We start from the raw sequence: 24,237 nt of genomic DNA on the forward strand, positions 1-24,237 counted from the left end.
GCGGTACAAAACTATCAGGCCGCTTCCGATGTCGCGATCCATATCCCCGCAAACACCGCGATCAGTCCGATGACGAGATTTGGCGTAATCGGTTCGCCGACAAGCTGGGTGGCGAGCAGCCCCGCGGCGATCGGGTTGACGGTCATGGTATTGGCGACGCGCGTCGGCGAGGCCCGCTCCAGCGCCAGTACCCACAGGATGAACGCCAGCGCGCCGCCGGCGACGCCGAGATAGATGCCCGCGATCCATTGAGGCGTGCCGAATCCATTCAAGGCCGCGATGCTGCCGGTGAACAAGCCGACCAGGATCAGCGCCGCAGCGCCGGTGCCCATCCCCACGGTGAGAAAGCCGAGCGCGCTGGAGCGGCGGATGAACGGGCGGGACCACACATTGTAGAACGCCATGCACAGCACCGCGCCCGTCATGATCAGTTCGCCTCGCCACGCCCCCGCCGGCGCCGCCGCAAGCCCGGAGGCGAGTGCTGCGACGACACCGAGCACGGCGACGCACACGCCGATCGTTTTCCGCTTCGTCAGCGGCTCAATGCCGAGCAGCGCCCCCACCACCATGGTCTGCAGCGGCAACGTCGCCAGCGCGAGCGAGGCGCGCGCCGCGGTCGTGAACGTCATCGCGATGTTATAGAAAACGAAAAACACGCCGAAGAACGCAAAGCCGAGCGCGGCGACCGCGGGCCAGTCTTCCCGCTGCGGCCATCTCGCCCTGAGCAGCAATGCCGCCGGCAGCACGCAGAGAAAGCCGATACCCCAGCGCAGGATGGAGAGCGTGATCGGATCGGCATTGCCGGCGAGATAACGCGTGATCGCGGCCGCGCTGCCACCGAGGCAACTCGAGACCAGTGCGATGGCAACGCCGACCCATTCGCTCAATGTTGCCCCCGTCTTCGCGCTCGGCCGCGTGGACAAGATGCGCCTTGCACGACGCCAGAGCAAATGGCGGCAAGTGTCAGCAGAACGATCGGCCAACTACACCTTCCGCGTGTATCGTCTGGCTCTACCTCCACACCTGCAAATTACGCCTCAATCCATTCCAAAATTTCAATCAATTGCACCGAACCGGCATAGCACGCTGTCAAGAAGTTTTTGTCATGAGGACAATAGCCGGAACTCGTTACCGGTGGTTTCGGATGAAGCTCCCAGGCGCTGTGGAATCGACAATGCAAGAAGCGACCCGCCTACGTGAATTGGAAGCCGAGTGCCGGCAGCGCGCGCTGAGCGAACCGGACAAGAAATGGTACTGGCTCGCGCAGGCCGCCAAGTACCAGGTGCAGGCCAGCCAGAAAATCGCCTTCCACGCCGAGGAGGCCAACACTACCGACTCACCGGAAGTGAAGCTGGCGCAATGGTCGCATGGCCGTGACGAGCGACGGCTGGCGGGTCCCTACGCCGTGAAGGGCGAACGATAGCGCGGCTCTTGTTTGACGCGTTTTCCTGACGCGAACCGGTGTTCACCCCCCGGATCAAGTCCGAGGGCATGCTTCGCTTGAAAATGCTTCTAACGCCCCTGCTCTTCCGGCGGCTTGATGTGTCGGAACGAGAACAGGAGCGCCAGATCGTAAGCGATCTTGAGCGTGCCGCAGACCACCAAAGGCAAACCCGTAAACGACGTCATCAGCAGCGCGCCCGCGATTGCCGGGCTGATCGCCGATGCAAGGCTGCGCGGCACGGCGGTGACGCTGGCGGCCGCGGGCCGCTCGGCCGGCGTCACCACAGCCATGACGTAGGAGGTGCGGGTCGGCACGTCCATCTGCGACAGCGCCGAGCGCAGCAGCAATAGGCCGAGCGCCACGTAGAGGTTCGGCGCAAACGCCGCCAGGATCAGGAAGACGCTGGAGGGGATATGCGTAAACACCATGGTGTTGACGAGGCCGATGCGTTTCGCGATCCAGGCCGCGACCGGATAGGAGAACGCGCTCAGCGTGCCCGACCAGAAGAAAAACAATCCAGCCGCCGACAGTGACAGGTCGAAACGCTCGAACAGCCAGAGCACCAGCAGGGATTGCGCGACGAAGCCGCCGGCGAAGGCATCGATGCTGAACAGCGCCGCGAGCTTGTAGACCGTGCCGCGCGACGGCCCGAGCGGCGTCGGCGGCGCCTTCTCCTCGCCGCGCTGGTGCGGCACATAGCGATAGAGCGCCGCGCAGGCGATGCCGAGCGCGGCATAGGCATAGAACATCAGGCGGAATGCGGCGAGTTGCGTGCCGCCGCCGGCGACGAGGAAATCGGGCAGCGAAGCCGCAAGCGAGCCCGCCGCGGTGCAGAGCGCGCCGATCAGGCTATAACGCGCGAACACCTGCGTGCGGCGCTCGTCGCTGGCGCCGTGCGCCAGCACCGCATGCTCCAGCGGCACCAACACGCCGAGATCACCGCCAGAAGCATTGATGGTGCCGATGAACGCGACCAGCGCGATCAGCACAAAATGCTCGACAGCCGGAAAGCCGATGCCGGTCGCCGCCATCAGGCTGGCGCCCGCGATCAATAGCGGCCGCAGATCGTGACGCGGCGCGATCCAGCCCGTGATCAGCGTCAGCAGCGCGGTGCCGAGCAGCGACGCGGTCGCGACGATGCCGACGGCCACGGCGTCATAGCCGAGCGCGGTCATGTAGGCCGGCAGAATGATGATGGCAAAACCATCGCCGAAGCCGCGCAGGCCGCGCGCGATGTAGAGCAGCCGGATCAGCGCGGAGCCGGTCGAGGCCTTCGGTTCAATCGCGATATCAGTCATCCCGACGTCCTTATGGCAAGGTGGTGATCGTTATCTGGTCGAACCGCGTCACGCTGTCGGCCTTGGTCCATAGCGCGACGCCGCCAGCGTCCCCGAACGTATCGTCCTTGACCTCGAACAGCACCACTCCGTCATAACTAACCGTGAACCGGTCGCCTTCGGCCCGCAGGGCAAGGATGTGCCATTCATTGGAAGTGACGCGAATGTTTGACGTGCCGAGCTGCTGCCGCCGGCCGGCGACGATACGATAGAAGCGGACATTGTGCTCGAGCGCGTTGGCGCGGGCGACGTAGTAATTGTCGGGATCCGCAAACCGCACGACAATGCCGCCGGCCTGGTCGACCCTGCCTGCGACGGGCTTGAAGCGGACCTGCATGATGAGATCCTTCGCCGAAAAGTTTTCGTGGATGGCGAGCGGAAAGCGGTAATCTGTGCGGTCCGCGCTCTGCTGCTCGATGGCGCGGCCTGTCTTGGCCGTCGGATCGGCGACGACGCTCCATTCGCCTTCCGCGCCGCCGCCGGTCCGCGCAAACGAGAAGCCGGCCGGCGGGGAACCTATACTCATGCGGTCGATGGCAATCATGACGGCTTCTCCTGCCGTGGACGCCGAGAGGCCAGCGCATGCCAGGGCGGCAGCCGCGAGCGCTGCGCGCAGTATTGACCTGATGGGACAAAAAAATATCGGCCCTGAACCATCCATGTGCGCTTCTCCCGACACGTCGGGTGTGCGCAGAGCTTGGACGATGGGCCGTCTGACGGGGAGCCTGCTTTGTCCCCGGTGGGGCAAAGCTACGACCGAAACCGGTGTGACGCAAGGTGTGATCGCGCAGGATGGTGGAGCCAACGGCTCCGGCCTTCGGCCGGCCCGATGATAAACTCCGCGATACCCATCCTTTCGTGCATTGGGGCCAAATCGATGGGGTTCGCTGCGCTCTACCCACCCTACAGATTGACAGCCGAACCAGCGCGCGCTTAATTCGGCGCATGGGGATGTTGCGATCTCCCCACGAGGCGACATGCCCAAGTATCGCGTCCCGTTTTATTTGACGAGGGCGCAGCCATGTCATCCTACACCACGATATCTCCAGACAAACTTTCCAAACTGATCGGCACGGCAAACATGCCGGCCTTGATCGACGTTCGCACCGACGAGGATTTCGCCGCCGACCCACGGCTCATTCCGGGCGCGGTCAGGCGCAATCACGAGGAAGCCGCTGATTGGGGCGAAGCGTTTTCCGGCCGCCCGGCGATCGTCGTCTGCCTGCGCGGCCAGAAACTGGCGCAAGGCACCGCTGCCTGGCTGCGGCATCTCGACGTCGCGGCCGAGGCACTCGATGGCGGTTTTGAAGGCTGGAAGGCGGCAAAACTGCCGCTGGTGCCGGCCGCTAGGCTTCCCGCGCCCGACGCGAAAGGCCGCACCGTCTGGGTCACCCGCGCCCGGCCGAAGATCGATCGCATCGCTTGCCCGTGGCTGATCCGCCGCTTCGTCGATCCGAACGCGGTATTCCTGTTCGTCACGCCGGCGGAAGTGCTCGCGGTCGGCGAGCGCTTCAAAGCGGCGCCGTTCGACGTGGAAAATGTGTTCTGGAGCCACCGCGGCGAGCTCTGCACCTTCGATGTCATGATCGAAGAGTTTGGTCTGGCGACGCCGCCCCTGCTGCGGTTGGCGACGATGGTACGCGGCGCCGACACCGGACGGCTCGATCTGTCGCTGGAAGCGCCCGGACTGCTCGCAGCCTCCCTCGGCCTGTCGCGGATGTTCGACGACGACCTCGAACAGCTCGAGGCCGGCATGACGCTGTACGACGCCTTCTACCGATGGTGCCGCGATGCGACCGGCGAGACCCACAACTGGCCGACCAACAAGGCGAAGCCATGATGGATGCCACGATGGAAAAGACGATCGACGCCGGCGCAAGCCGGCATCTCGATCACGGCATCAGCATCAGTGAAGCCTTTCGGGTCTGGCTGCGGGTCGCCGTACTTAGCTTCGGCGGCCCGGCCGGGCAGATCGCGGTGATGCACCGCATCCTGGTGGAAGAGAAGAACTGGATCTCCGAGAGCCGGTTTCTGCATGCACTGAACTACTGCATGCTGCTGCCGGGTCCGGAGGCGCAGCAGCTCGCGACCTATATCGGCTGGCTGCTGCATCGGACGGCCGGTGGCATCATGGCCGGCGGGCTGTTCATCCTGCCCGGCATCATCGCCATCATGGGGCTGAGCTACGTGTACGCGGCCTATGGCAATGTCGGCTTCGTCGAGGCGGTGTTCTTCGGGCTGAAAGCCGCCGTGCTTGCGATCGTGGTGCAGGCGGTCGTCCGCGTCGGCAAGCGCGCGTTGCGCAATCGGGTGATGATCGCGCTCGCGGCGATCGCTTTTGTGGCGATCTTCTTTTTCAACGTCCCCTTCCCGATCATCATCATCGCGGCCGGCGTGATCGGCTATTTCGGCGCGCGCAGCGGACGGCCGGAATTTGCCGCCATCGAACATGGCGGCGGCAAGAAGACTGCGGCGGTTGACAGCCTGCTCGGCGAAGAGCTGCCGGAGCATGTCCGCCCGAGCGTGGCGCGGGCGCTGAAGGTGAGTTCGGTATGGCTGTTGCTATGGGTCATTCCCGTCGCAGCGCTGCTGATCGGGCTCGGCCAGGCCAACGTGTTCAGCCAGATCGCGCTGTTCTTTTCCAAGATGGCGATGGTGACGTTCGGCGGCGCCTATGCCGTGCTGGCCTATGTCGCCCAGCAGGCGGTCGAGCATTATCACTGGCTGCAGCCGAGCGAGATGCTCGACGGCCTCGGCATGGCCGAAACCACACCGGGGCCGCTGATCATGGTGCTGCAGTTCGTGGGCTTCATGGCCGCCTATCGCGATCCCGGCACTTTGTCGCCAATGGTCGCGGCGACACTCGGCGGACTGCTGGCGACCTGGGTCACCTTCGTCCCCTGCTTCCTCTGGATATTCCTCGGCGCGCCCTACATCGAGACCTTGCGCGGCAACAGGGGACTGGCGGGCGCACTCTCCGCGATCACCGCCGCGGTCGTCGGCGTGATCCTCAACCTCTCGATCTGGTTCGGGTTGCACACGCTGTTCCGGCAGACCACGCCGATTCGCTCGTTCGGGCTATCGTTCGACATGCCGGTGTGGGGAAGCCTCGATATCGCGGCCTTCGTGCTGGCGGCAGCCGCGGCGACCGCGATCTTCCGGCTCAATATCGGGATGCTCTGGGTGCTGGCGGGATCGTGCGCGGTTGGTGTGGCGCTCAGGTTTGCGGGGATGGCGTGAGTAAAGCGAAGATTCGTAGGGTGGGCAAAGGCGCGTAGCGACGTGCCCACCATCTATCGGCGTGTTCATCGCGAATGGTGGGCACGCTGCGCTTTGCCCACCCTACGGCATTACACCCTCTCCGCCGGTGCCAGCCGGCAGGCCTCGGCGGCGGTCTCGATCTGCAGCGTGGGATGATGAATGTTGAACCGGTGCGAAAGCTCTTCGCACACGCGGTGCAGGAACGCATCATCGGTGCCACCCGGCCGCACCAGATGCGCGGTCAGCGCGGTCTCGTTGGTGCTCATCGCCCAGATATGCAGGTCATGCACCTCGGAGACGCCTTCGAGCCCGGCGAGATAGTCCCGCACCTCGACAAGTTCGATACCGCGCGGCACGCCGTCCAGCGCAAGATTGACGCTGTCGCGCGCCAGCCCCCAGCCGCTCCAGAACACCACGGCCGCAATGACGAGGCTGATCGCGGGATCGAGCCACAACCATCCCGTCAGCATGATGATGCCGGCGGCAACCACCACGCCGAGCGAAACGCCCGCGTCCCCGACCATGTGGAGATAGGCGCCGCGAATGTTGAGATCGCCATGACGGCCGCGCATGAACAGCAGCGCCGTAAAACCGTTGATGACGACGCCGAGCGCTGCGACCAGGATGACGGTCATCCCCGCGACCGGCGCCGGGCTATAGAACCGATTGACCGCCTCGACGACGATGCCGCCGACCGCGACCAGCAATAGCCCGGCATTGAACAGCGCCGCCAGGATCGAGGCGCGGCGATAGCCGTACGTGTGCCGCTGCGTCGGCTTCCTCTGCGAAAGCCACGCCGCGCCCCACGCCAGCAGGAGCGCAATCACGTCGGAGAGGTTGTGAACGGCGTCGGAAATCAGCGCCAGCGAGTTCGCAGCATAGCCGAAGATCAGTTCGGCGATGACGAAAGCGGTGTTGAGCGTGGCGCCGATGGCGAAGGCCGCACCGAAATTGTCCGGCGCATGGCTATGGCCGGCGTGACCATGGGAATGATCATGGGCGTGGGAATGATCGTGATGAGCGTGATCGTGCGCCATTTCGCCTCGGCTGGTTCGACGGCGACTTATATAGCGCGCGGAATTTCGAATACTATTACAGCGCCGAACTCGTAGGGTGGGCAAAGCGACATGTCCGCCGTAGCTCAACGAGCGAAGGCGGAAGCGTGCCCACCATTCTCGACGCGGATGCCCATAGATGGTGGGCACGGCGCTGGCGCGCCTTTGCCCACCTACGTCCTACTCCACGCCGCGCAGGAACTTGTTCGACTTCGGTAGGCCGTGGGCGAGACGGCCGGCGTCGGCGCGGGTGCCGCGCCAGTCGGACAATTCCTTGGCGCTCATGCTCTGCTCACGGCCGGCGGAATCTTTCCAGGTCAAGCCAGCCTTGAATTCGAACACGGCGACGTCGGAGAGTTTCGCGCTGGAGTATTTCTGCAGCCGCACGCCGCGGCCGCGCGCCATCTCCGGCACCTGATCAAGCGGGAACAGCACCATCTTGTGGTTGGTGCCGATCGCCGCAACCGTGTCGCCTTGCACGGTCGCGATCGCGCAGGCCTCGTTCGGCATGGTGACGTTGAGCACCTGCTTGCCCTTGCGGGTATTGCTGACGCAGTCCTCTTCCTTGACCACAAAGCCCTGACCTTCGCTGCTCGCGATCAGGAACTTGCGCTCGCCCTTGTTGACGAACAGCGACACGATCGCCGCGTCCTGCTCCAGGTCGATGAACATGCGGATCGGCTCGCCATGGCCGCGGCCGCCCGGCAGTTTTGCGACGTCGAGCGAGTAGAACTTGCCGTTGGTGGCGAACAGCAGCAACTTTGAGGTGGTCTCGGCGAAGAAGGCGTGGTCGAGCTTGTCGTCGGTCTTGAAGGCAAGGCCCGAGATATCCTCGACATGGCCCTTCAGCGTCCGAACCCAGCCCTTCTCGGAGATCACCACCGTGCACGGCTCGCGCTCGACAAAAGCTTCCTCGATCGCGGCGAGGTCATGCTCGGGCGCGTCGGCGAATTGCGTGCGGCGCTTGCCGAGCGGCGTCTTCGGCCCGAAGATGTCGCGTACTTTCCGGACCTGCTCACCGACCTTGGACCATTGCTCGGCTTCCGAGCCGAGCAGCGACTTGATGCCCTTCAATTCGTTGCGAAGGTTCTTGTCCTCGGTGCGGATCTCGAATTCCTCGAGCTTGCGCAAGGAGCGCAGGCGCATGTTGAGGATGGCATCGGCTTGGACTTCGGTGAGCTTGAACGCCTTGATCAGCGCCGGCTTCGGCTCATCCTCGGTGCGGATGATCTTGATCACCTTGTCGATGTTCAAGTACGCGATCAGGTAACCGCCAAGAATTTCCAGTCGGTTCTCGATCTGGGTCTTGCGGTAGTTGGAGCGGCGCACCAGCACGTCGCGCAGATGGTCGAGCCATTCGCGCAAGCACTCGGCAAGCCCCACCACCTTGGGGATCTTGCCCTTGATCAGCACGTTGAGGTTCAGCGAAATCTTGCTCTCGAGCTCGGTGAGCCGGAACAGCGATTCCATCATCAGCGCCGGATCGACCGCGCGGGATTTCGGCTCGATGATCAGACGAACGTCCTCGGCGGATTCGTCACGGACGTCGCCGACCAGCGGCAGCTTCTTCTCGTTGAGCAGTTCGGCGATCTTCTCGACCAGCCGCGACTTCTGCACCAGCCATGGAATTTCAGTAATGACCACGACCCAGGTGCCGCGGGCGCCCTCTTCCTGGGTCCATTTGGCGCGGGTGCGGAACGAGCCGCGTCCGGTGGTATAGGCCTCGGTGATGGCCTCCTTGGAATCGACGATGATGCCGCCGGTCGGGAAGTCCGGGCCCTTGACCCACTTCAACAGTGACTTCGACTTGGCGTCGGGCTTGTCGATCAGATGCAGCGCGGCGTCGCAGAGTTCGGCGGCATTGTGCGGCGGGATCGAGGTGGCCATGCCGACCGCGATGCCCTGTGCGCCGTTGGCGAGCAGGTTCGGGAAGCCGCCGGGCAAGACCACCGGTTCCTTGCTCTGCCCGTCGTAATTCGGGCGGAACTCGACGCCGTCCTCGTCGATGCCCTCCAGCAGGAGCCGCGCAACCTCGGTCATGCGCGCTTCGGTGTAGCGGTAGGCGGCCGGGTTATCGCCGTCGATATTGCCAAAGTTGCCCTGGCCGTCGACCAGCGGGTAGCGCGAGGAGAAATCCTGCGCGAGACGTACCATGGCGTCGTAGATCGCCTGGTCGCCATGCGGATGGAACGAGCCCATCACGTCGCCGACGATTTTCGCCGACTTCTTGAACGCCGTACCGGGGTCAAGCCGCAGCAGGCGCATGCCGTAGAGGATGCGCCGGTGCACCGGCTTCAACCCGTCGCGGGCGTCCGGCAGGGCGCGGTGCATGATGGTCGAGAGCGCATAGGCGAGATAGCGCTCTTCCAGCGCATCGCGCAGCATCACCTCGTGGATTTCGGCCGGTTCTTCCGGCGGCAGCTGTCGTTTTCCCATGGGGAGGCGTTAAACTTTTCGGCTGAATCGAGCAAGAAGTGAATCGGGGCAGCCGTCGCCCCTGTGAACGCAGGGGCCCATAACCACAGGTGTTTGCGGCGAAAAAGGCTGGCACCGCAGCGCCAAACGACCGCCGCGGCGTATGGGTCCCTGCGTTCGCAGGGACGACCGGCTAGGGGCCGGTCAGGCCGAGGAACTGATTCGCGCCAGCTGCCGCGTGACCGCGTTGATAAATCCAGCCCTGGCGTCGGAATGGCCCTGCCCGCGCGGCTCCAGCACGTGGCGGAGCAGGAACAGTCCGGTCAGCCGGAACCCGTCCTGCAGGTCCTGGTCCGACCAGCTATTGGGGCCGCCCTCGCCTTCGCGCAGGAAGTTCGGCAGCCGCAATAGCCGATCGCGATAGGGCTCGCCAGCTGTGCGCGAGACCGCGCAGCCGGACTTCGGCGAGACGTAGATCAGGTCCGTCGTCTCGCCGGTGGCCGCGCAGTTTTCCAGGTCGAGGCCGAAGCCGAGTTCGGCCAGCATCGCGAGCTCGAACCGGATCAGGTGCGCCGCCGCGCCGCCGGCATCGTCAAAATCGTCCAGCGTGCGGTCGAGCATCTCGTAGATGTCCTCATGCGGGTCCCGCTCCGGCAACAGCCGCGCCAGCGACGCGAGATGGGTGACACCGTAGACCGCATGCGAGGATGCGAGCAGCGTTGCCGCGCGCAGCCGCGTGCCTTCGATGGCGTAGGTGCCGAGGTGCTCGTCGAGCCGCGCCCGCCACACCGCGGTGACACTGTTGCCAGGCTGCAGCAACGGCCGCATCCGCGATCCGGCGCCGCCACGCACCAGGCCGAGGTGGCGGCCGTGCTCGCGCGTCAACAGCTCGACGATGGCGGAGGATTCGCCATGCCGCCGCACGCCCAGCACGATGCCTTCGTCGGTCCATTCCATGAGCAGAGTTTACAGGATTTCGTAGTTATGCGCTGCCGTCATTCCGGGGCGATGCGCAGCATCGAACCCGGAATCTCGAGATTCCGGGTTCGCTTCGCGCCCCGGAATGATGGCGTAGACGTCACGCGTTGAACCAGCCCACCGCGTCGCCGGTGAAGGAAAAATACAACCCCATCGCGGTCAGCGCGCAGGAGATCACCTCGATGCCGCTGTCGAACTGAATACCCTTCTCGCCGATGATCTGCACCAGCGAGATCACCGACAGCACCAGCGCCGCCGTCAGCACCCAGCGCGGCCAGTTCTTGCGGTGCTCGGCGGCGAGCCGGACGAAATAGACCAGCAGCAGGATCAGGCCGGCCGCCATCAGCGTTCCGGTGTTGATCATCTGCTCCGTCATCTTCGCCGTCGGCGTGCGGTCCTGGAACGCGACCGAGATGGCATCCAGCGTCAGCGATAGATACAGCAGGACTTCAAACCAAACGACGTTGCGAGGTACGTTCATCGGGCTGGTTCTTCGTTATTGCCTGAGCGCTGACTACTCATTCCTTGGGGAATTCCAGTCCCATTTCCCGGTAGCGATCAGGGTCGTCGCCCCAGTTTTCACGCACCTTGACGAACAGGAACAAATGCACGGGCACGCCCAGAATCTCCGCGATCTCCTTGCGCGAATCCGCTCCGATCGACTTGATGGTGGCGCCGCCCTTGCCGAGCACGATCTTGCGCTGGCTCTCGCGCTCGACAAAAATCGTCTGCTCGATGCGAACCGACTTGTCCTTGCGCTCGGTCCAGGTGTCGGTCTCAACAGTCGATTGATACGGCAGCTCCTGATGGAGCTGGCGATAGATCTTTTCCCGGGTGATTTCGGCTGCCAGATGCCGCAGCGGCGCATCCGACATCTGGTCCTCGGGATAGTGAAACGGTCCCGCCGGCACGCCATTCGCCAGCGTCTTGCGCAGGTCGTCGACGCCGTCGCCCGACAGCGCCGAGATCATGAACGTGTGTTCGAACTTCATGCGCTCGTTGGCGGCCTGCGCCAACGCCAAAAGCTTCTCGCGCGGGATCAGGTCGATCTTGTTCAGGACCAGGATTTTCGGGTGCGCAACCGTCACCAGCTTGTTCAGGATCGCGTCGGCCTCCTCGTCCAATCCGGCCTTGGCGTCGAGCAGCACGCAGACGAGATCGGCGTCATGCGCCCCGCTCCACGCGGTGGAGACCATGGCGCGGTCGAGCCTGCGCTTCGGCGAGAAGATGCCGGGCGTATCGACCAGAATGATCTGCGCATTGTCCTCGATCACAATGCCGCGGATCAGCGCGCGCGTGGTCTGCACTTTGCGCGAGACGATCGTGACCTTGGAGCCGACCAGCGCGTTGACAAGCGTCGACTTGCCGACATTGGGGGCGCCGATCAGCGCGACGAAGCCGCAGCGGGTCTCGCCGGGCGCGCCGGGTGCGGGTTCAACTGTCATTGCTGCCGCCGCCCACGCCTTCGCGCTCGATCATCACGGAGGCCGCGACCTTCTCGGCCGCGCGCTTGGAGCCGCCGACGCCTTCGGCCGGCGCCAGGCCCGGCAGATCGACGGCGACGCGGAATTGCGGGTCGTGATGCGGCCCGGTGCGCTCGATCTCGCGGTAGACCGGCGTCGGCAAACCCTTGCTCTGGGCCCATTCCTGCAGCACGGTCTTGGGATCGCGCAGCGGCCGGCGCGGCTTGCGCATCCGTTCCAGCCAATTGCGCTCGACGAATTGCGACGCCGCCGCATAGCCGCCGTCGAGATAGATCGCCCCGATCACCGCCTCGCAGATGTCGCCGAGCACGGATTTGCGCAGGCGCGCGCCTGCGCCAGCGCCTACCGCACCGAGCTTGATGTCGTCGAGCAGCCCGAGCGACTTGGCAACGTCGGCGCAGCTTTCCTTGCGCACGAGATCGGCGAGGCGTTTCGACAATTCGCCCTCGTCGGCCCGCGGATAGGCGCGATACAGCATGTCGGAGATGATCAGCCCGAGCACGTGATCGCCGAGGAATTCCAGCCGCTGATAGCTGTCAGCACGATGGCGGGTCGCGGGCTTCAGCGCGGAGACGTGCGTGAAAGCCGTCGTCAGCAGCGCCGGATCCGAGAACTTGTAGCCGATGCGGCCCTCGATTGCAGTGGCCGCAGCCTTGGCCCCGGCCTTGCCGCGCTTCTTCTTCGGCGCAGCGGCGCTCGGCGCATCCGCCGGCTGACTCGCCTCGCCTGAGGCCGGTGCGTCGGGAATGGTCGCGGTGTCGTCGTTCATCGCACGATTGTGAATAGGCGATTCCAGCGCACGGCGGTCGGCCAGCGCCAGAACATCCAGGCATGTTCGCCCTCGGCAATGGAGAAGAAGATCATCTGCGCCCGGCCGACGATGTTCTCGAACGGCACATAGCCGACGGCGGACAGCACGCGGCTGTCGGTCGAGTTGTCACGGTTGTCGCCCATCATGAAGAAGTGGCCGGGGGGCACGGTGTAGACGCTGGTATTGTCGTAGAAACCGTTGTCGACGCAGTCGAGCGATTCATAGCTGACGCCGTTCGGCAGCGTTTCCCTCCAGCGCTTGACGCGCGCGGTGGCGTCGGAGCCGCAGGGGTCCTCCCCGATGAAATCGGAAAGCCGCTCGCGCTTAACCGGCTTGTCGTTGATGTAAAGCAGGCCTTCCCGCATCTGGATACGGTCACCCGGCAGGCCGATCACCCGCTTGATGTAGTCGGTGGAATCGTCCTTCGGCAGGCGGAACACCACGATGTCGCCCCGGTTCGGCTCGGAGCCGAAAATACGCCCCGAGAACAGAGGCGGCGACAATGGAATGGAGTAGTGGCTGTAGCCGTAGGAATATTTCGAGACGAACAGGTAATCGCCGACCAGCAGCGTCGCCTTCATCGATCCCGAAGGGATGTTGAACGGCTGGAACAGGAAGGTGCGGATCACCAGCGCGATCAGGAGAGCATGGATGACGACGCGGATGGTTTCGCCCAAGCCGCTTTCAGATTTTGTGCTGGAGGTCACGCTCATCGCTTTCCCAATTCCCGCGAGCGTTGGCCCGCACGGTGGCAGAACGTTTTCCGCACGCGAATCGCCTGGTTCGCGTCAGGAAAATGGTCTCAATACTGATGTTGAGGGCCAATTCCGGCGCTAACCTGAATCGGCCCTGGCTCGAACTAGTTGCTGCGCGTTTTAGACGGTTGTTCGTGGGGGCGCAATCAAGTGCCGCCTCAAAACTTCATAATCCATTGAAAAACAATGATTTTTAGTTTTGCTCCGCTTCCCCGGCGCAAACGCCTGCGCGGCTCATGATTTGGCGGGCGTGACCGCCGAAATTATGACGAAGGCCTGCGCCAGCGGCCAGTCATCGGTGATCGACAGATCGATCCGCGCCTCGAACCCCTCCGGCGTCAGCGCTTCCAGCCGGGCCAGCGCGCCGCCGGTGAGTTTCATGGTCGGGCGGCCCCCGGGCAGGTTCACCACCCCCATGTCCCGCCACCAGACGCCGCGGCGGATTCCGGTGCCGAGTGCCTTGGAGCAGGCCTCCTTGGCCGCGAATCGCTTGGCGTAGGTCGCGACCACCATCTTTTCGTTGTTGGCCCGGCGCGCCGCTTTGGCGCGCTCGGCGTCGGTGAAGATGCGGTCGAGGAAGCGGTCGCCGTGACGCTCGATCACCTTGGCAACCCGGGTGATGTCGACCAGGTCGGAACCGATGCCGATGATCATGGCCGGCCCGTAATCTTCTGGCGGCCGCGGTCCATCGCCGCGCGCATCTGCCGCACGGTCTCGCCAAGGCCGACGAACAGCGCCTCCCCCATCATGAAATAGCCGATGTTGAGTTCGGCGATCTCGGGCAGCGCGGCAATCGTCTCGGCGGTCTGGTAGTCGAGCCCGTGGCCGGCATGAACCTCCAGCCCTGCGGCGCGGCCCAAAGCAGCTCCCTGGACGATTCGCTGCCATTCCGCCTCGGCCTTGGCAGAATGGCCGTCGACCACGGCGTCGCACCAGCCGCCGGTATGGATCTCGATGACCGGCGCGCGCAGTTTTGCGGCCATCTCGATCTGCCGCGGGTCGGCGGCGATGAACAGCGACACCCTTATGCCGGCGTCATTCAGCCGGGCGATAAACGGCGCCAGCGCATTGTGCTGGCCGACCACGTCGAGCCCGCCCTCGGTGGTCAATTCTTCGCGACGCTCCGGCACCAGGCACACCGCGTGCGGCTTGGTGGCCAGCGAAATCCGCAGCATGTCCTCGGTCGCCGCCATCTCGAAATTCAGCGGCTTCGATATCTGGGCCTTCAGGCGCGCCATGTCGCTGTCGCGGATATGCCGGCGGTCCTCGCGCAGATGCGCGGTGATGCCGTCGGCGCCGGCCTCGATCGCGGCGAGTGCCGCCCGCACCGGATCCGGCCGCTCGCCGCCCCGCGCGTTGCGAAGGGTTGCGACGTGGTCGACATTGACGCCGAGGCGGAGCGGAGGAACGGGCATAACGGTCTCACAGACTGACTTGCAGGCAGAAAGGATAGCACGTGTCATGCGCGGGCGTGCCCCGCGCATCCATCTAATTGAGAAGGATGGATTGCCGGGTCAAGCCCGGCAATGACGATACAGCCTACCCGTTGACCCGCTCAACCTTGGCGACGACGGCCTTGGCGCGCAATTGTGCGATAATTGCACTGAGATGCTTGAGGTCATAGACCTCAAGATCGATGGTCAGCTCGGTGAAATCGGGCGAGCGGCGCGACATGCTGATATTGTCGATATTGCCGTCATGCTCGGCGATCACGGTGGCGACCTGGGCGAGGCTGCCAGGCTCGTTGACGTTGTGCACGAGTATCCGCGCCGGAAAACGCTGCGGCATGGTCTCGTCGATATCCCAGCGCACGTCGAGCCAGCGCTCCGGCTCTTCCTCGAAATCCTTCAGGGCCGGCGACTGGATCGGATAGATCGTTATCCCCTCGCCCGGCGTGACGATGCCGACGATGCGGTCGCCGGGCACGGCGCCGCCGTTCGGCGCGAACTTCACCGGCAGGTCCGAATTGATGCCACGCACCGGGATCACGGAGGTAGAGCGCGCCGGGTGCGACTCCGACTTCAGCTTCAATTTGACGGCGAGGCTCTTCTTGGCCCCGTACTTTACCAGCCGTTCTTCCTTGTAGTCCGGATACATGGCGCGGGCGACGTCGGAAGCCTTCAGCTCGCCGCGCCCGACGGAGGCCATCACGTCCTCGATCGAGGTGCGGGCCAGCCGCGGCAATGCGCCCGTCAGCTTGTCGTCGGCATATTCAATCTTGGCGCGGGCGAACAGGCGATCGACGATGCGGCGGCCGAGGCCGGCATATTGGTCGCGCACCGCAGTGCGGGTCGCGCGCCGAATCGCCGCGCGCGCCTTGCCGGTGATCGCAAGCGATTCCCAGGCCGACGGCGGCGCCGACTGCGCTTTCGAGGTCAAAACCTCGACCTCGTCGCCGTTCTGCAGTTCCGACGACAGCGGCGCGAACTTGCCGTTGATCTTGCAGCCGACCGCCGAGTTGCCGACGTCAGTATGCACGGCATAGGCGAAGTCGATCACGTTGGCCTGCCGCGGCAGCGCGATCAGCTTGCCCTTCGGGGTGAAGCAGAACACCTGGTCGTGGAACAGCTCCAGCTTGGTGTGCTCCAGAAACTCTTCCGGATTGGCGCTTTCGGAGAGGATGCCGACGGTGTGACGGAGCCAGGCAAAGGCGTTGGATTCGTGCTTGAGCCGCTCGGTCGGCGAGCCTGCGCCCTCTTTGTAGAAGGCATGCGCGGCGATGCCGAATTCCGCGATCTGGTTCATCTCCTCGGTGCGGATCTGCAGTTCGACGCGCTGGTTGCCGGGACCGATCACCGTGGTGTGGAGCGAGCGGTAGTCGTTCTGCTTCGGCGTCGAGATGTAGTCCTTGAAGCGGCCCGGCACCACCGGCCAGGTGGTGTGCACCACGCCGAGCGCGGCGTAGCAGTCTTCGACTTCGCTCAGGATGATGCGGAAGCCGTAGATATCGGACAATTGCTCGAAGCCGACCGACTTGCGCTCCATCTTGGTCCAGATCGAGAACGGTTGCTTGCGGCGGCCATAGACGCGCGCGATGATCCCGTTCTTCTGCAGGTTCTTGGAAAGCTGACTTTCGATCTCGCCGATCAGATTGCGGTTGCGGTCGGCCAGCGCGTCGAGCCGCTGCTTCACCACCGCATAGGCTTCGGGATCGAGCACGTGGAAGGACAGATCTTCCAGCTCCTCGCGCATCTCATGCATACCCATGCGGCCGGCGAGCGGCGCATAGATGTCGAGTGTCTCCTCGGCGATGCGGCGGCGCGAGGCGTGCGGCACGAATTCCAGCGTGCGCATGTTGTGCAGGCGGTCTGCAAGCTTGATCAGGAGCACGCGGACGTCGTCGGCGATCGCCAACAACAGCTTGCGCAGGTTCTCGGCCTGCTTGGCTTCGCGCGAGACCAGCTCCAACCGTTTCAGCTTGGTGAGCCCTTCGACCAGCGCGCCGATCTCATGGCCGAAGATGTTGTCGATCTCGGCCCGCGTCGCCTCGGTATCCTCGATGGTGTCGTGCAGCAGCGCCGCAACGATGGTGGCATCGTCGAGCTTGAGGTTGGTCAGGATCGCCGCGACCTCGAGCGGATGCGAGAAATAGGGATCGCCGGAGGCGCGCGTCTGCGTGCCGTGCGCCTTCATGGCGTAGACATAGGCGCGGTTGAGCAGGTCTTCGTTGGTATCAGGGTTGTACGAGCGGACGCGCTCGACCAGGTCGTATTGGCGCATCATCCGCGAGCGCGGCGATTTCGGCTTCTCCGCCACCGGCGATGTCGGGGCGACCGCGACCCCGCCGGTTGCGGCCTGCATCTGCCTTGAACTGCGGCGCCAATACGCCATTACATCACTGCCTTCTTCCACCAGACCCGGACGGGTCCCGCCTTACGTATCTAATGCGTTTTTGGACGACGATGCACGCCGCCGGGACCGCGAAACGGTTCAATTTCGCTTGGGGCCAGCGGCCCATCCAACGCCCACCCCGGTGACCAGCCGGCTGGCCTACGTCAGCCGCGCCCGCCAAGGACGCATTGTAACCGCAAAAATGTCAACAAAAGCAAAGGCCCGGACAGATGTCCGGGCCTTTGGCAGATCGGGGAGTTCGGGACGGCCGAAATGTTCCGGATTACTCGTCCTCTTCGGGCTGCTCTTCCGGCGGCGCCAGGCCTTCCAGGCCCTTGAGGAGCTCTTCCTCGGTCATGCGCTCAACCGCAACCTCGGTGTCGTCGGCATCGACGCTGGCGCCGGCCGAGCCGATCAAAGGCACGGTATCGGGCTCTGGCTCGTCGACCTCCACGAATTTCTGCAGGGAATGAACCAGTTCCTCGCGCAGGTCTTCCGGAGAGATCGTGGAATCGGCAATTTCCCGCAACGAAACGACCGGGTTCTTGTCGTTGTCCCGATCAACCGTTAGTTGCGATCCGGATGAGATCATACGGGCGCGATGTGCCGCCAGCAACACCAGGTCGAACCGGTTGTCGACCTTATCAATGCAATCTTCCACGGTGACGCGCGCCATAGACTGTCGCTCCGTTATCTGGGGCCAAATATGTCGGTATTGGGGGCTAGTTATAGGGCCAAGGGCCGTTTCGCAAGACTAAATTTGTGATTTGCCTTCCTAATGGGCTCTGATACCCCAGCTTCGGGGCCAGAATGGCCGGAGCGTCCAGGACGCGGCGAGGTTGCCGTAGACGCGGCAAGGTTGCCGCACGGGACAAGTAAATCTCTTCATTGCACTGTCAAAAGTATAGGTTTTTCGCCCTCGCCTCACCATAATTGCAGTGGTGACTGTCGTGGGGCACGATTCACCGAACTTTAGGCAACAGAACTAGAAAGTGCGCGCGCTCGACGGCCGCTGCGCTAGAAGAGCTAACAACAACGTGAGAACCATTTGATGTCACCGACCTCCAACAAGATTGCGCTCTTCATCGATGGCGCAAACCTCTATGCAACCGCCAAGACGCTCGGCTTCGACATCGACTACAAGCGCCTTCTCAAGGAATTTCAGAGCCGAGGGACGCTGTTGCGTGCGTTCTACTACACGGCGATCATCGAAGATCAGGAATACTCCTCGATCCGTCCGCTGATCGACTGGCTCGACTACAACGGCTACACCGTCGTCACCAAGGCAACGAAGGAATTCATCGACGCATCCGGCCGGCGCAAGGTGAAGGGCAACATGGATATCGAACTCGCCGTCGATGCCATGGAACTCGCCGAGCATGTCGACCAGATCGTTCTGTTTTCGGGCGATGGCGATTTCCGCTCGCTGGTGGAAGCGGTGCAACGTCGGGGCGTTCGCGTCACGGTAGTGTCGACCATTTCGAGCCAGCCGCCGATGATCGCCGACGAACTGCGCCGCCAAGCCGACGTTTTCACCGACCTCGTCGAGTTGCAATCAAAGCTCGGCCGCGATCCCTCCGAGCGTCCTGCCCCGCGCGAGCCGCGCCACCACTCCCCGCAATTCCTGCAGCGCGCGACCACGGTTGCGACACGGGCCGGGGATGACGATTTCGACGATTGAGAACAGGCCAATACGCTGCTAGAGCCTCGGTTCTGATTGAAAACAGAACCGGGGCTTTTTGTTTGCCGCGCGCATCTGACGCGAACCGGTTTCCATCCCGGACAGATCCGTGGCTGGCTTTCGCTCGAAGACGCTTTGGACAGAAAACGCTTTGGACACATGGCTAGCCTCCCTGCCCCTGCTGCCGCCGAACCCGATCGCAACTGCCCGCTCTGTCCGAGGCTCGCCGAATTTCGCAGCCAGGCGCGCGCCCGCGAGCCCGATTGGCACAACTCGCCGGTCGCTTCTTTCGGCGAAGCAAATGCGCAACTGTTGATTGTCGGGCTGGCGCCGGGCCTACAGGGCGCCAACCGGACCGGGCGTCCGTTCACCGGCGACTACGCCGGCGATCTCCTATATGCCACCTTGCTCGAATACGGCTTTGCCAAGGGCGTCTATCAGGCGCGGCCGGACGACGGCCTCAAGCTGGTCGACTGCCGGATCAGCAACGCGGTGCGCTGCGTGCCACCGCAGAACAAGCCGCTGCCGGCCGAGATCAACACCTGCCGGCAATTTCTCGCGACGACAATCGCGACCATGCCCAAGCTGCGCGCAGTCGTCCTGCTTGGCAGGATTGCGCATGACTCTACGCTCAAGGCGCTCACCCTTCGCAGTGCAGCCGCACCGTTTTCGCACGGCGCCGTGCACAAGGCCGGCAAGATCAAGCTCTACGACAGCTACCACTGCTCGCGCTACAACACGAATACGAGGGTGCTGACGCCGGAGATGTTTCGTAACGTGTTTGCGAAAGTGCGGAAGGATCTGGATTCGTAGGGTGGCCGCAGCGTGCCCACCCTCATATGAGGCCTTTTGAGTCAAGCGTCCGGACCGGGGCTTGGATGTGATTTTTACGTTCGGTGGAGCGGCGGCGCGCGGAGCCATGCGTAGCGCAGCGTGCCGCCGCGGTCGGTGCGCTCAGGGACTGGCTTCCGGCGATTTATGCAGTTGCTCACTGCATCACCTCATATCCGGTCGGACCGTTGTCCGTACCCACATTCCGCATGCATGCGGCGAGGAAGCCACGAGGATGAGACCCATCTACGAAACAGCCTGTTTGCTGGCCCAAGGGTGGCACGGTCACCATCCATCCCGCGCTGACCGCGGCAGATGCCGCGACGCTGACGCGTTCGTTGAAAGTGTTTAGATCTTTACGGCCTTGAGCACCGCGCCTTCCGGCACGAGACCGGTCGTGAGGTAGCGCCAGAGCGCCACCATCAGCTTGCGCGCCAGGGCGACGATGGCGACGCGCTTGATGCGCTTGCCGGCATCGAGCGTGCGTTTGCGGTACTCCAAGGTCAGCTTGCTGTCCGGCTGATGCCGCAGCCACAGCCAGGCCAGTTCGATCGCGGCACAGCGGGCGCGCGGGTTGCCCGCCTTGCTGATGCCCTGGTCGCGGTCGATGCCGCCGCTCCGCCACGGACTGGGCGTCAGCCCGAAATAACTCCCGACCTCGCGGCGATTGCGGAAGTCCTTGTAGAACACCTCGCTGGTCAGCGTCGTCGCGAACGCCGGGCCGAGACATTTGAGCCGGCGCAGCAGTTCGCTGCGCCGGGTCATCTCGGCTTCCGCAGGCATTGGCTCCGCTGCGGCCGCCTCCTGCGCGAGCGCATCGAGCCGATCGCGCACCAGCATCAGCCGCGCGTGCTCGTGTCGGATCTCGCTCAGCATCCGCGGCGGGACCGCCTGGCCTTGCCAATCCCGCTGCGTTGCCAGCCAGCTCAGCCAGTCGCGCCGCCGCGGGTTCCCGACCGCCATGCCCCGCAGCCGCAGCAGTGCCTTGATCCGGTTGGTGTGAGCGGTTTGCTCCTTGATCAGCCGGTCGCGTTCGCGGCTGCCGCGGCGGGCGTCCTCCTGTTCGGCTGCAGGCACCCGGACGATCCGCACCACCCGCGGCTCGCCGCGCAGATACGCCATCAGCGTGCGCAGCATCCGCTCGCCATCGATCCGGTCGGTCTTCACCCGCCGCGCCCGCTGGTCCACCGCAATGCTGGCGGGATCAAACACGTAGTTCGTGATGCCGGCCGCCAGCAGCAGCCGGTGCAGCCAGAACCCATCGTAGCCCGCCTCGTAGCAGCTCGCCACCGCCGGAACGCCTCCCAACGCTCGAGCCGCCCGCTCCCGAACCCGACCCACCAACGCCAACAGCTCGGCATGATCGCCACCCTCCAGCTTGTGGTGCGATATCTTGTCCTTGTCCGGGCTGTGCAGCGCGACCCGCCAGCTCCGCTGGCTCAGTTCGATTGCAACGAAAATTGTGCCAATATGGCCGGCGGTGGGCGTGGCTACGGTGGATGCTTGCATCTGACTCTCCGAGGGGTTCGAGTGTGGAAACCCAAACCTTATCGGAAAGGCCACGCTCACCGCCTCATGGAATCTACAAATACCTACCGCGGATTTTCCTTCAGCCATGCCAGCACGTCGGCGGCATTCCGGTCCGGCGGGAACACCGGATAGAAGACGTGGGTGATGCGACCGTCATCCACGATCAGCGCCAGCCGCTTGATCAGCGTCAGCCCCGCCACCTCCATGGTCGGCAAGTTCAGCGCACGGGTCAGCTTCAGCTTCTCGTCGGACAGCACCGGGAACGGCAGATGCAGCCGTGACGCCATCTCGGTCTGGTAGACGTTGTCCTGCGTCGACAGGCCGAACACATGTCTGGCGCCGCCGGCTTTCAGCTCGCCGAACAGATCGCGGAACGAGCAGGTCTGCGGCGTGCAGCCACGTGCGCCGGGGATCATGTCCCAATCGTCGACCAGACTGATCTTGCCGGGCTCGCCGGTGCGGGGATAGGCGAACACCACCGTGCGGCCGGTAAGCGCCGACAGCGTCACCGAACTATCGTCGGTGGCGAGCAGCGAGACCTCAGGGATCGTCATGCCGACGAGATGCGCCGCCGCGCCGTCATTCTCCGGCGCCGGAATCTTGCTCCAGTCGACTTCAAGCAGGTTGGGTTGAGCCATGCTGTCTTCCTCCGGGGCGAATAGCGAATGGCGAGTAGCGAATGGAAGCCGGGCTCCGCAGAGCCTTTCCTATTCGCTACTCGCTATTCCCTATTCGCTCTCTATCCCCTCGCCCGCATCAGGCGGCCTTTTTCCCGGCCCCAGTCGCGTTTCTTTGCGGTCTCGCGCTTGTCGTGCAGCTTCTTGCCCTTGGCGATCGCGAGCAGCAGCTTGGCGCGGCCGCGTTCGTTGAAATAGAGCTTTAGCGGGATCAGCGTCATGCCTTCGCGATCGACCGCACCCATCAACTTGTTGATCTGCTTCCGGTGCAGCAGCAGCTTGCGTGGCCGCTTCGGCTCATGGTTGAAGCGATTGGCCTGCAGATATTCCGGAATATTGGCGTTGATCAGCCAGATCTCGCCGTTCTTGGAATCCGCATAGGATTCCGCGATGGTGGTCTTGCCGTTGCGGATCGATTTCACCTCTGTGCCGGTCAACGCTATGCCGGCCTCGATGGTGTCGTCGATCGCGTAATTGAACCGGGCCTTGCGGTTTTCGGCGACGACCTTGATCGGGCGCTCGTTCTTGTCCGCCACGTTAGCTCTTCTTGAGGAGATCGCGAATCTCGGTCAGCAGTTCTTCCTGCTTGGTCAGCTTCGGTGCCGCCGGCGCCGCCTCTTCCTTGCGCTTCAACTGGTTCATGAGCCTGATCACGATAAACAACACAAAGGCGACGATGAGGAAATTCAGCGTCAGCGTGAGAAAGTTGCCCCAAGCCAACACCGCACCTTGCTTTTTGGCGTCCGCCAAATTGTTGGCAGTCACCGACTTCGCCAGCGGGGTGAAATAGTTCGAGAAATCGAGACCACCGGTGATCGCGCCGATGATCGGCATGATCACGTCGCCGACCAGCGAGGTCACGATGGCGCCGAAGGCCGCACCGATGATGACGCCGACGGCGAGGTCGACGACGTTTCCCTTCATCGCGAATTCGCGGAATTCCTTCAGCATGTTGGAGGCCTCTCTTCGGTTGTCGCGCGAAGTCAGCCGCTGGCCTAGTTGATCAGGCCGGCATGCACCATGGCGTCGCGGATCACCTTGCCGGTTGGCGGCGTCACGCTCATCAACGGCAGACGCACCTCTTCTTCGAGCCGCCCCAGCAGTTTGAGGCCATGCTTGGCTCCCGCGAGGCCGGGCTCCTTGAAAATGGCATCATGCAGCGGCGTCAGGCGGTCCTGAATCTTCAGTCCGGTAGCGTAATCACCCTGCATGACGGCTGACATCAGGTCGGCACACAGCTTCGGCGCCACGTTGGCGACCACCGAAATGCAACCATGTCCTCCCGCCGCCATATAGGCCAGTGCGGTCATGTCCTCGCCGGACAGCTGGATGAAATCCGGCCCCATCGCATGGCGCTGCTGCGACACCCGGGCAAGATTGGCGGTGGCGTCCTTGACGCCGGCGATGTTCTTCAACTCGAACAGCCGGGTCATGGTCTCGACCGACATATCGACGACGGAGCGCGGCGGGATGTTGTAAATGATGATCGGGATCCCGATCGCGTCATTCACCGCCTTGAAGTGCTGATATATCCCCTCCTGGGTCGGCTTGTTGTAATAGGGCGTCACCACCAGAACGGCATCGGCACCAGCCTTCTCTGCGTGAACAGCAAGGTCGACGGCTTCGCGCGTTGAGTTCGACCCCGCGCCAGCGATGACAGGCACGCGTCCTTTCGCCTCATCGATGCACATCTCAACTACCCGATGATGCTCGGCATGGCTCAGCGTCGGGCTTTCGCCGGTGGTACCCACGGGAACGAGGCCGTGGGACCCCTGCTCGATCTGCCAGCTTATGAGACCACGCAAGGCGGCCTCGTCGACCGAGCCGTTTTTGAATGGCGTGACCAAGGCGGTGAACGACCCCCGGAACTTTGTCTTGGCTGCCATGGACTTCCTCCAAACGCTTAAGAAACGGCTCTACCGAAACTGGATTTCAATTCATATCGGGTCTGGCGATCAGGCGAAAGGGCTGTGCCGTATAGCGCTAGCGCTTTGTTTCAACGCGCTTTCTTGCCACGGCCCAGCCTGCCCCTCGCAAAAATGGCCATAGCCGCGATTTTGCCGCGGTGATGGCGCAAACAGCACCAGCCGCGACGTATTAGCATTTTGTCCACATATTCAATCAAATAGATCTAAGGCTCGAGCGAC

Annotated in this window: 24 protein-coding genes; 5 read left to right on the plus strand and 19 right to left on the minus strand. The window is 63.6% G+C overall.

Annotation, left to right across the window (positions count from 1 at the left end):
* Window positions 1–14: 14 nt before the first annotated feature.
* On the minus strand, window positions 15–887 hold the full coding sequence (locus tag LMTR21_RS23050; protein ID WP_065754775.1) for a DMT family transporter: 873 nt from the start codon (window positions 885–887) through the stop codon (window positions 15–17).
* Window positions 888–1,174: 287 nt separating this feature from the next.
* On the opposite strand from LMTR21_RS23050, the gene LMTR21_RS23055 reads away from it, so the two are divergent.
* Window positions 1,175–1,423 (plus strand): hypothetical protein, encoded by a 249-nt coding sequence (locus tag LMTR21_RS23055; protein WP_065754774.1) that lies wholly within the window; start codon window positions 1,175–1,177, stop codon window positions 1,421–1,423.
* An 89-nt stretch (window positions 1,424–1,512) separates the two neighbouring features.
* Here the strand turns inward: LMTR21_RS23055 and LMTR21_RS23060 are convergent, their stop codons facing one another.
* The gene (locus tag LMTR21_RS23060) at window positions 1,513–2,742 is read right to left on the minus strand and encodes an MFS transporter (protein ID WP_065754773.1); all 1,230 of its coding nucleotides are present in this window, start codon (window positions 2,740–2,742) and stop codon (window positions 1,513–1,515) included.
* A 10-nt stretch (window positions 2,743–2,752) separates the two neighbouring features.
* The gene (locus LMTR21_RS23065) at window positions 2,753–3,325 is read right to left on the minus strand and encodes a hypothetical protein (RefSeq protein ID WP_141688457.1); all 573 of its coding nucleotides are present in this window, start codon (window positions 3,323–3,325) and stop codon (window positions 2,753–2,755) included.
* Between the two features lie 477 nt (window positions 3,326–3,802).
* On the opposite strand from LMTR21_RS23065, the gene LMTR21_RS23070 reads away from it, so the two are divergent.
* Complete coding sequence (locus tag LMTR21_RS23070) at window positions 3,803–4,621, plus strand: chromate resistance protein ChrB domain-containing protein (RefSeq protein ID WP_065754772.1); 819 nt, start codon at window positions 3,803–3,805, stop codon at window positions 4,619–4,621.
* 11 nt (window positions 4,622–4,632) lie between these two features.
* On the plus strand, window positions 4,633–6,021 hold the full coding sequence (gene chrA / locus LMTR21_RS23075) for a chromate efflux transporter (protein ID WP_141688461.1): 1,389 nt from the start codon (window positions 4,633–4,635) through the stop codon (window positions 6,019–6,021).
* A 110-nt stretch (window positions 6,022–6,131) separates the two neighbouring features.
* Here the strand turns inward: chrA and LMTR21_RS23080 are convergent, their stop codons facing one another.
* From LMTR21_RS23080 to rpoZ, 11 genes are all read right to left on the minus strand, one after another.
* Entirely contained in the window at window positions 6,132–7,079 is a 948-nt protein-coding gene (locus tag LMTR21_RS23080) for a cation diffusion facilitator family transporter (protein WP_141688456.1), read from the minus strand.
* Between the two features lie 198 nt (window positions 7,080–7,277).
* Window positions 7,278–9,533, minus strand: coding sequence for a DNA topoisomerase IV subunit A (parC, locus tag LMTR21_RS23085; RefSeq protein WP_065754770.1), 2,256 nt, complete (start codon window positions 9,531–9,533; stop codon window positions 7,278–7,280).
* A gap of 183 nt (window positions 9,534–9,716) precedes the next feature.
* Window positions 9,717–10,469, minus strand: coding sequence for a DNA repair protein RecO (recO, locus tag LMTR21_RS23090; protein ID WP_065754769.1), 753 nt, complete (start codon window positions 10,467–10,469; stop codon window positions 9,717–9,719).
* Between the two features lie 121 nt (window positions 10,470–10,590).
* The gene (locus LMTR21_RS23095) at window positions 10,591–10,971 is read right to left on the minus strand and encodes a hypothetical protein (protein WP_065754768.1); all 381 of its coding nucleotides are present in this window, start codon (window positions 10,969–10,971) and stop codon (window positions 10,591–10,593) included.
* 37 nt (window positions 10,972–11,008) lie between these two features.
* Window positions 11,009–11,935: a GTPase Era gene (gene era, locus LMTR21_RS23100; RefSeq protein ID WP_065754767.1), complete on the minus strand. Its 927-nt coding sequence runs from the start codon at window positions 11,933–11,935 to the stop codon at window positions 11,009–11,011.
* Window positions 11,925–12,743 carry a ribonuclease III gene (rnc, locus tag LMTR21_RS23105; RefSeq protein WP_065754766.1) on the minus strand — a complete coding sequence of 273 codons (819 nt, stop codon included), beginning with the start codon at window positions 12,741–12,743 and terminating at the stop codon, window positions 11,925–11,927. The genes era and rnc overlap by 11 nt, the downstream gene beginning before the upstream one ends.
* Window positions 12,740–13,498 carry a signal peptidase I gene (gene lepB, locus LMTR21_RS23110; RefSeq protein ID WP_065754765.1) on the minus strand — a complete coding sequence of 253 codons (759 nt, stop codon included), beginning with the start codon at window positions 13,496–13,498 and terminating at the stop codon, window positions 12,740–12,742. The genes rnc and lepB overlap by 4 nt, the downstream gene beginning before the upstream one ends.
* A gap of 276 nt (window positions 13,499–13,774) precedes the next feature.
* Window positions 13,775–14,194 carry a holo-ACP synthase gene (gene acpS, locus LMTR21_RS23115; RefSeq protein WP_065754764.1) on the minus strand — a complete coding sequence of 140 codons (420 nt, stop codon included), beginning with the start codon at window positions 14,192–14,194 and terminating at the stop codon, window positions 13,775–13,777.
* Window positions 14,191–14,955, minus strand: coding sequence for a pyridoxine 5'-phosphate synthase (locus tag LMTR21_RS23120; RefSeq protein ID WP_065754763.1), 765 nt, complete (start codon window positions 14,953–14,955; stop codon window positions 14,191–14,193). Before LMTR21_RS23120 ends, acpS begins: the two co-directional genes overlap by 4 nt.
* Before the next feature lie 124 nt (window positions 14,956–15,079).
* The gene (locus LMTR21_RS23125) at window positions 15,080–17,371 is read right to left on the minus strand and encodes a RelA/SpoT family protein (RefSeq protein WP_065754762.1); all 2,292 of its coding nucleotides are present in this window, start codon (window positions 17,369–17,371) and stop codon (window positions 15,080–15,082) included.
* Between the two features lie 283 nt (window positions 17,372–17,654).
* Window positions 17,655–18,047 (minus strand): DNA-directed RNA polymerase subunit omega, encoded by a 393-nt coding sequence (gene rpoZ, locus LMTR21_RS23130; protein WP_024512695.1) that lies wholly within the window; start codon window positions 18,045–18,047, stop codon window positions 17,655–17,657.
* A gap of 375 nt (window positions 18,048–18,422) precedes the next feature.
* Here rpoZ and LMTR21_RS23135 point away from each other — a divergent pair, with 375 nt between their 5' ends.
* Both LMTR21_RS23135 and LMTR21_RS23140 read left to right on the plus strand, forming a co-directional pair.
* Window positions 18,423–19,052 carry a LabA-like NYN domain-containing protein gene (locus tag LMTR21_RS23135; protein ID WP_057839027.1) on the plus strand — a complete coding sequence of 210 codons (630 nt, stop codon included), beginning with the start codon at window positions 18,423–18,425 and terminating at the stop codon, window positions 19,050–19,052.
* A 159-nt stretch (window positions 19,053–19,211) separates the two neighbouring features.
* Window positions 19,212–19,865 carry a uracil-DNA glycosylase gene (locus LMTR21_RS23140; RefSeq protein WP_065754761.1) on the plus strand — a complete coding sequence of 218 codons (654 nt, stop codon included), beginning with the start codon at window positions 19,212–19,214 and terminating at the stop codon, window positions 19,863–19,865.
* A gap of 366 nt (window positions 19,866–20,231) precedes the next feature.
* On the opposite strand, the gene LMTR21_RS23145 is transcribed toward LMTR21_RS23140, so the two are convergent.
* From LMTR21_RS23145 to dapA, 5 genes are all read right to left on the minus strand, one after another.
* Window positions 20,232–21,392 carry an IS110 family RNA-guided transposase gene (locus LMTR21_RS23145; RefSeq protein ID WP_148635926.1) on the minus strand — a complete coding sequence of 387 codons (1,161 nt, stop codon included), beginning with the start codon at window positions 21,390–21,392 and terminating at the stop codon, window positions 20,232–20,234.
* An 83-nt stretch (window positions 21,393–21,475) separates the two neighbouring features.
* The gene (locus tag LMTR21_RS23150) at window positions 21,476–22,051 is read right to left on the minus strand and encodes a peroxiredoxin (protein WP_065755557.1); all 576 of its coding nucleotides are present in this window, start codon (window positions 22,049–22,051) and stop codon (window positions 21,476–21,478) included.
* A gap of 101 nt (window positions 22,052–22,152) precedes the next feature.
* A complete protein-coding gene (gene smpB / locus LMTR21_RS23155) occupies window positions 22,153–22,626 on the minus strand; it encodes an SsrA-binding protein SmpB (RefSeq protein WP_065755556.1) in 474 nt (157 codons plus the stop codon).
* 1 nt (window position 22,627) lies between these two features.
* Window positions 22,628–23,041, minus strand: coding sequence for a large conductance mechanosensitive channel protein MscL (gene mscL / locus LMTR21_RS23160; protein ID WP_065755555.1), 414 nt, complete (start codon window positions 23,039–23,041; stop codon window positions 22,628–22,630).
* 44 nt (window positions 23,042–23,085) lie between these two features.
* The gene (gene dapA / locus LMTR21_RS23165) at window positions 23,086–23,976 is read right to left on the minus strand and encodes a 4-hydroxy-tetrahydrodipicolinate synthase (protein ID WP_065755554.1); all 891 of its coding nucleotides are present in this window, start codon (window positions 23,974–23,976) and stop codon (window positions 23,086–23,088) included.
* Window positions 23,977–24,237: the final 261 nt, after the last annotated feature.

The organism is Bradyrhizobium paxllaeri, from assembly GCF_001693515.2.
Classification (GTDB): Bacteria; Pseudomonadota; Alphaproteobacteria; order Rhizobiales; family Xanthobacteraceae; genus Bradyrhizobium; species Bradyrhizobium paxllaeri.